This is a genomic window from Evansella clarkii, assembly GCF_002019695.1.
GTDB lineage: Bacteria > Bacillota > Bacilli > Bacillales > Salisediminibacteriaceae > Evansella > Evansella clarkii.
The window spans coordinates 419,519-425,518 of record NZ_KV917376.1 but is presented as its reverse complement, the minus strand read 5'-3'; the positions used below and the strand labels follow the sequence as shown (position 1 = coordinate 425,518).

Here is a 6,000-nt window from a genome sequence, read left to right as displayed (position 1 = left end):
ATCATCCGGAAATACCTTCAGGCAGGAATCATGGAAAACGGATTAGTTAGGCAAAACGACATGGGGACTCCCCAAGGGAGTCCATTAAGCCCGCTTCTCTCAAATATTGTCCTGGATGAATTGGACAAAGAACTGGAGAAACGGAGTATTCGCTTTGTCCGCTATGCGGACGACTGCCAGATTTACACGGGGTCAAAGAAAGCCGCAGAGCGTATCCGAAAGAACATGATCACCTTCATTGAAGATAAACTGAAGCTAAAGGTAAATCGGGAAAAGAGCGCGGTAGACCGTCCGTGGAAACGAAAGTTCCTGGGTTTCAGTTTCACAGCTTCTTCTAAAGGAAAAGCGAAAATAAGAATACACAGGGAATCAATCCAACGGGCAAAAGGTCGAATCCGTGAGATTACTTCCCGAAAGAAAAGTATTCCTATGGAATACAGAATTGGCAAGCTGAACCGGTTTATCGTCGGCTGGAGAAATTATTTCCGACTGGCGGAAACACCCTCGGTATTAAAGGAATTAATGAAGTGGATAAGAAGAAGACTTCGAATGGTACGATGGAAAGAATGGAAGAAACCGAAAACAAAAGTCAGAAACCTAATCGCCTTGGGAGTATCGAAGCAGAAGGCTTATGAATGGGGAAACACAAGAAAAGGCTACTGGCGAGTCGCCTGTAGCCCAATTCTCCACCATACGCTTAATGACGCCTATTGGCGCAGGATGGGTTTGAAATCGTTGATATAACGTTTGATTTTCATGAAACCGCCGTATACGGATCCGTACGTACGGTGGTGTGAGAGGTCGGGGGTTAGTCACCCCCTCCTACTCGATTGCACTCGAAGAGATATTTTTAAGGCTAATGTATAAGTACAACTACGCTACTGTCTTGGCCTTAAGCTCCCCAATCGGCGATTTTTAATAAAAAAGATTAGCTTTACTCTCCGCCGTTTTCAGACTGATAAAAAATTAGGACACTAAACAATTACCTCGATTACCGAAATATTTCTATTGAGTTAAAACAGGATTTCATGTTATATTAGTCAAGACATTTTATTTAGGGAGCTAAGAAAATATGGCGAAAAAGAAAATGGATGAATTAGTTGGCTACCACCTTGGGATGGCTGCTCATCTGATTCAGAACCATTATAATAAAAAGCTTGCAGAACATGGCTTAACTGCTGCTCAGTCAAGAGTGTTATACATCTTAAACCAGCATGAAAAACTTATGCAGGCAGAACTTCAGAAACGTTTGTATATCCAGGCCTCCACAATGAACGGAATTATTGACACACTTCTGAAAAAAGAACTGATAACGAAAGATGACAGTAAGGAAGACAGAAGATCGAAAGTGATTAGTATTACTGCTGCCGGACAATACCTTGAGGAAAAACTTTCAAATGAAGTTTATGAGATTGAAGAAAGCTTGCTAAAAGGATTTTCTCCGGAAGAACAGCAGCTCTTTCTATCCTGGATAAAACGAATGAGAGAAAATCTGCAGGACATGAAAATATCAGCACGATGATTTGATTGAAAGAAGGAATTACTATGCAAAAAGAACAAAGTAAAAGGCTTGGGACGGAACCTATTCCTAAGCTGTTAAGAAACCTATCCATACCGGCTATGGTCGGTATGTTTGTAATGGCTTTATATAATGTAGTTGATACAATCTTCATTTCCCATTTCGTGGGAATTCAGGGGGTCGCAGGTGTGACCATCGCTTTTCCGCTGATGATGATTATGATGGCGGTAGCCGCGGCTGTAGGTATCGGAGGAGCTTCTGTCATATCCCGAAGGCTGGGGGAAAAGCGGGAAGAGGATGCGAACAAAGTTTTTGGTAACATACTTACTATGATTTTCGTGGTGAGCATCGCTGGATTTTTAAGCGCATTTTTATTTTTGGAAGAGATGCTGTACTTATTCGGTGCAACAGCGGAGATTCTCCCTTACGCAAGGGATTACTTGTTTCCTATTTTAATTGGTACTTTCTTTTTCTCCTTTGCTTTTACTACAAACGCTATTATTCGTTCAGAGGGAAATGCACGTTTTGCCATGATGACGATGATTATTCCTTCTGTCCTGAATATACTGCTTGACCCTGTATTTATTATTTATCTTGATATGGGTGTACAGGGAGCGGCAATAGCCACAGTAATTGCTCAGGCTTCTGTCAGTATTGTAATTGTACGTTACTTTATGACCGGGAAAAGCACGTTGTTTTTCTCCCTGGCAGATATGAAACCACGGTTTGATCTGATCAAGGAAGTCGTTGTAATTGGAATGCCTGCATTTTTCAGGCAAGTGGCGGGTAGTGTGATGATGATTGCCATTAATACCATGCTTATAAGGTTTGGAAGCGAATTCTATGTCGGGGTGTTCGGAATTGTACAGCGGGTGCTTATGTTTACGTTAATGCCAATGATGGGGATACTGCAGGGAATGCAGCCTATGATTGGATATAATTACGGAGCGAAAGAATATGACAGGCTGCGGGATACAGTCTGGCTCGGGCTTAAAGTGGTCACTGTCTATTCAGCTGCTATCTTCCTGATCGTAATGTTATTCCCGGAAGTGTTTATGAGAATCTTCACTTCTGATCCGGAAGTAATCAGTACAGGGGCAGAAGGCATGAGAATTATATTTGCTGCTGCTATACTGATCGGAGTGCAGGTGGTAAGCGGCGGCTTGTACCAGGCATTAGGAAAAGCGAGGCCGGCGCTAATTTTATCAATGGCGCGCCAGGTGCTGTTCCTGATTCCACTCGTACTGATACTGCCCCATTATTTTGGAGTCATGGGTGTGTGGCTCGCATTTCCAATCGCTGATGTGCTTGCGTTTATTCTGTCTGCCGCATTACTTTACAGAGACCGAAAACTATTTTTAGTAAAGCCGGATAAAGTAAAAATGGAGGACGAGACACCGCCTGTATCCTCCTCTTAAAAGACAGCCTCCATTTAAAGGAAGCCGTCTGTGTTACCGTTTTTCCCAAGCTGTGAAAAGAAATCCAACGAGAGTCCAATGACAAACAAAATTGCACCGATTAAAAGTATACCGCTGACAAGCAGACCCACATCCTGTTCCATTTATTAAGCCCCCTTCTGCTGTTAGTTAATGATAATCGTTATTTTTTAAAAAGTAGAAGATACTTCATTTTATGAGTCAAAGCAGCACTAAGTGATTGGGGAGGTTACACAATAAAAGCGGCAGTGTAAAAAAGAATTATTTAGAGTACTGTTTCAGCTTCTTTAAAAAATAATATTGTACATGCAGCCTCCAGGCTCTCATTCTTCATAGAAAGAATGGGGGCTTTTTTCAATGCAGAGAAGCAATCCTCATAAAAGCCTGTGAATTCCACCTGAAGTATCCTGGAAACTGGGAGAGATACATTTCCCCCTCCAATTTCCCTCGGAAGCATATAAGCTGATTTTACTATCCTGGGGGGGACTATATTCCTTCCACTCAGCAGATGAAATAGTGTGCGGCAAGGACTTTATTATCCCCTTTTGGCAAAAAAACATTATTTTATCTAACATTCTGAATTTTTAATATATGATTACTTTGTAATCTTAAAATGAAGGAGGGGAGTGTTTTTTTCAGTAAGGATGAGAATCAGTTAAAAAGGAGGCAGTTATGCTGAGAAAAAAAATGTCGGTTTCACTGTTGAGTTTTTTATTAGTTTTTTCTTTGTTTTCTGTACCTGCAAGCCCAGGTGCTGCAGCTGAGGATCTGCCGCTGAACGGAACGATTCCGGAAACAGCAACTGATGTAACTAACATTGAATTGGATAACGGTGTCACTAAACCTATTTACACTACGGAAGATGCGATTGTGGAAGAATTAATGGTGGAAACCACCGTAGACAGTGATGGAGACGGTGAACTGGACCAGGTCGCTATACGTATAATGCGTCCTGATACTCCAGAAGGAATCCAGGTGCCGGTTATTTACGAAATGAGTCCTTACCGGGCAGGCTTGGACTGGTCTTATCCGTTTTTTGATGTAGATGTGGAACTTAATCCTGTTTCCCACCCAGGGAAAGGAGTCGGGCGAGGCCGGGGACCGAATGCAGGGCCTCAAAACCTTGGAGCTCTCGGGAACTATTTTGTACCAAGAGGTTATGCAGTAATACTCGGAGAGAGTATTGGTACTGGTAAATCAACTGGCTGTGCCACTATCGGGGATTACCAGGAGATTGCAGGTACGAAAGCGGTTATCGACTGGCTTAACGGCAATGCCCGTGCGTTTAATTCGGATGGCGAAGAGGTGTTTGCTGACTGGACGACGGGAAATGTGGGAATGATTGGTGCTTCATATAACGGCACATTGCCAAATGGTGTAGCTACTACAGGTGTGGAAGGCCTTAAAACTATTGTTCCTATCGTGGCGATTAGCAGCTGGTATGATTATTTCCGCGCCAACGGAGCTGTCGTAGCGCCAGGGGGATACCAGGGTGAGGATGCAAGTGTTCTTCTTGGTTTCGTAAACACCCGGGCTAACTCTGCTATATGCCAGCCTGTTATAGACCAGATGATTGAAGATGAAGACAGAATTACAGGGGACTATAATGATTTTTGGGATGCGAGAAATTACTTAAATGATGTTGATAATATCGAAGCAAGTGTACTTGTAGCCCATGGGCTCAACGACTGGAACGTGAAAACAAAGCAGTTTGCCCAATGGTGGGAAGCTCTCGAAGAAAATGATGTGGACCGTAAGCTCTGGCTCCATCAGGGAGGCCACGGAGCACCGCCGGCAGCTCTCTGGAATGAGGAGCGTCACCGCTGGTTCGATTACTGGCTGTACGGGATTGAAAATGGCATTATGGATGAGGAAATGGTAAATATACAGCGTGAGGACCGGAGCTGGGTGCAGCAGGAAAACTGGCCTCATGTGGAGGCAGAAACAACCAGCTTATATTTAAAAGGTGAAGGAGAAGGTACAGGATCCATTCACAGCAGGCCTGTTCCGAACCGTCCTCACGATAAACAAACGCTTATTGATGCTCCGCAGACAAGAGCAAACACTCTCGTTGCTGATCCGGATAACACGAATGATAACCGCCTCGTTTATCTAACAGATATTTTATCGGAAGATTTGCATATGAGCGGAACACCTGAAGTGAGTATTCGCGCGAGCATCGATCGGCCGGTTGCTAACTTGACTGCTCTGCTCGTGGAATACGATGAAAATAATAATGCGAGTATTATTACAAGAGGCTGGATGGACCCGCAAAATATTCATTCGGCAGACCGCTCCATCAGCATTGTTCCTGGAAGGGATTATACATTCGAATGGGACATGCAGCCTCATGATTACGTATTTGAAGCAGGGAATCGAATTGGTGTCGTCCTCCTTGCAAGTGATTACGATTATACTCTCCGTCCATCCGGAGGCACTGAAATCACTGTGACACCGACAAGAAGTAAAGTCATTCTGCCGATTACAGGTGGCAGAAGTGTTTTAGAAGGTAAGTAGATTAATTGAATTGTCCCCTGAAGAAAAGGGGATAAATGGGTAAAACAAAAACTGCTGGGAGCGATTGCTCTCCCAGCAGTTTTTCAGATTATTTGACCATCACAACCGGTGATTTTACATGCTTCATTACTTTATGGCTTACGCTTCCCAGAATCATTGTCTGGACAGTGCTGCGGCCCCGGCTGCCTATAACGAGGCAGTCGTATTTCCCTTGATTTGCATGTTTAATAATTGTCTCTGCCGGAGTACCATGCAAAATCGTGGTTTTGCAGCTGAGCCCGGACTCGCTGATCAGATTTTCATATCTGCTCAGCATTTCCTTTCTTTTTAAAGAAGCGGTGTCAGAATCGCCGTATTTTAAAACATCTGATTTTGACTTGCTTCCGTCAAGCACATAAAGAATTTCTATAACAGCTCCATCCGTTAACTTTCCAAGCCCGATTGCTTTTTCGGCAGCTCTGAATGAGTGAGGAGATCCATCAGCGGCGAGCAAAATATTTTTAAACATCATTACGGCCCCCATTTTCT

The 6,000-nt window shown here is 43.5% G+C and carries 6 protein-coding genes; 4 read left to right on the top strand and 2 right to left on the bottom strand.

All coding sequences use genetic code 11. The features are described 5' to 3' along the window. From BK582_RS01850 to BK582_RS01840, 3 genes are all read left to right on the top strand, one after another. Window positions 1–744: group II intron maturase-specific domain-containing protein (locus tag BK582_RS01850; RefSeq protein ID WP_244895316.1), on the top strand; the 744-nt coding region annotated here is incomplete at its 5' end. A 328-nt stretch (window positions 745–1,072) separates the two neighbouring features. After that, entirely contained in the window at window positions 1,073–1,522 is a 450-nt protein-coding gene (locus BK582_RS01845; RefSeq protein ID WP_078592725.1) for a MarR family winged helix-turn-helix transcriptional regulator, read from the top strand. 23 nt (window positions 1,523–1,545) lie between these two features. Beyond that, window positions 1,546–2,937 carry an MATE family efflux transporter gene (locus BK582_RS01840; RefSeq protein WP_078592724.1) on the top strand — a complete coding sequence of 464 codons (1,392 nt, stop codon included), beginning with the start codon at window positions 1,546–1,548 and terminating at the stop codon, window positions 2,935–2,937. Between the two features lie 14 nt (window positions 2,938–2,951). Here the strand turns inward: BK582_RS01840 and BK582_RS27975 are convergent, their stop codons facing one another. Continuing rightward, on the bottom strand, window positions 2,952–3,080 hold the full coding sequence (locus BK582_RS27975) for a hypothetical protein (RefSeq protein ID WP_276328185.1): 129 nt from the start codon (window positions 3,078–3,080) through the stop codon (window positions 2,952–2,954). Window positions 3,081–3,627: 547 nt separating this feature from the next. On the opposite strand from BK582_RS27975, the gene BK582_RS01830 reads away from it, so the two are divergent. Further along, window positions 3,628–5,472 carry a Xaa-Pro dipeptidyl-peptidase gene (locus BK582_RS01830; RefSeq protein ID WP_078592722.1) on the top strand — a complete coding sequence of 615 codons (1,845 nt, stop codon included), beginning with the start codon at window positions 3,628–3,630 and terminating at the stop codon, window positions 5,470–5,472. Between the two features lie 88 nt (window positions 5,473–5,560). On the opposite strand, the gene BK582_RS01825 is transcribed toward BK582_RS01830, so the two are convergent. Further along, window positions 5,561–5,983, bottom strand: coding sequence for a universal stress protein (locus tag BK582_RS01825; protein ID WP_338066792.1), 423 nt, complete (start codon window positions 5,981–5,983; stop codon window positions 5,561–5,563). Window positions 5,984–6,000: the final 17 nt, after the last annotated feature.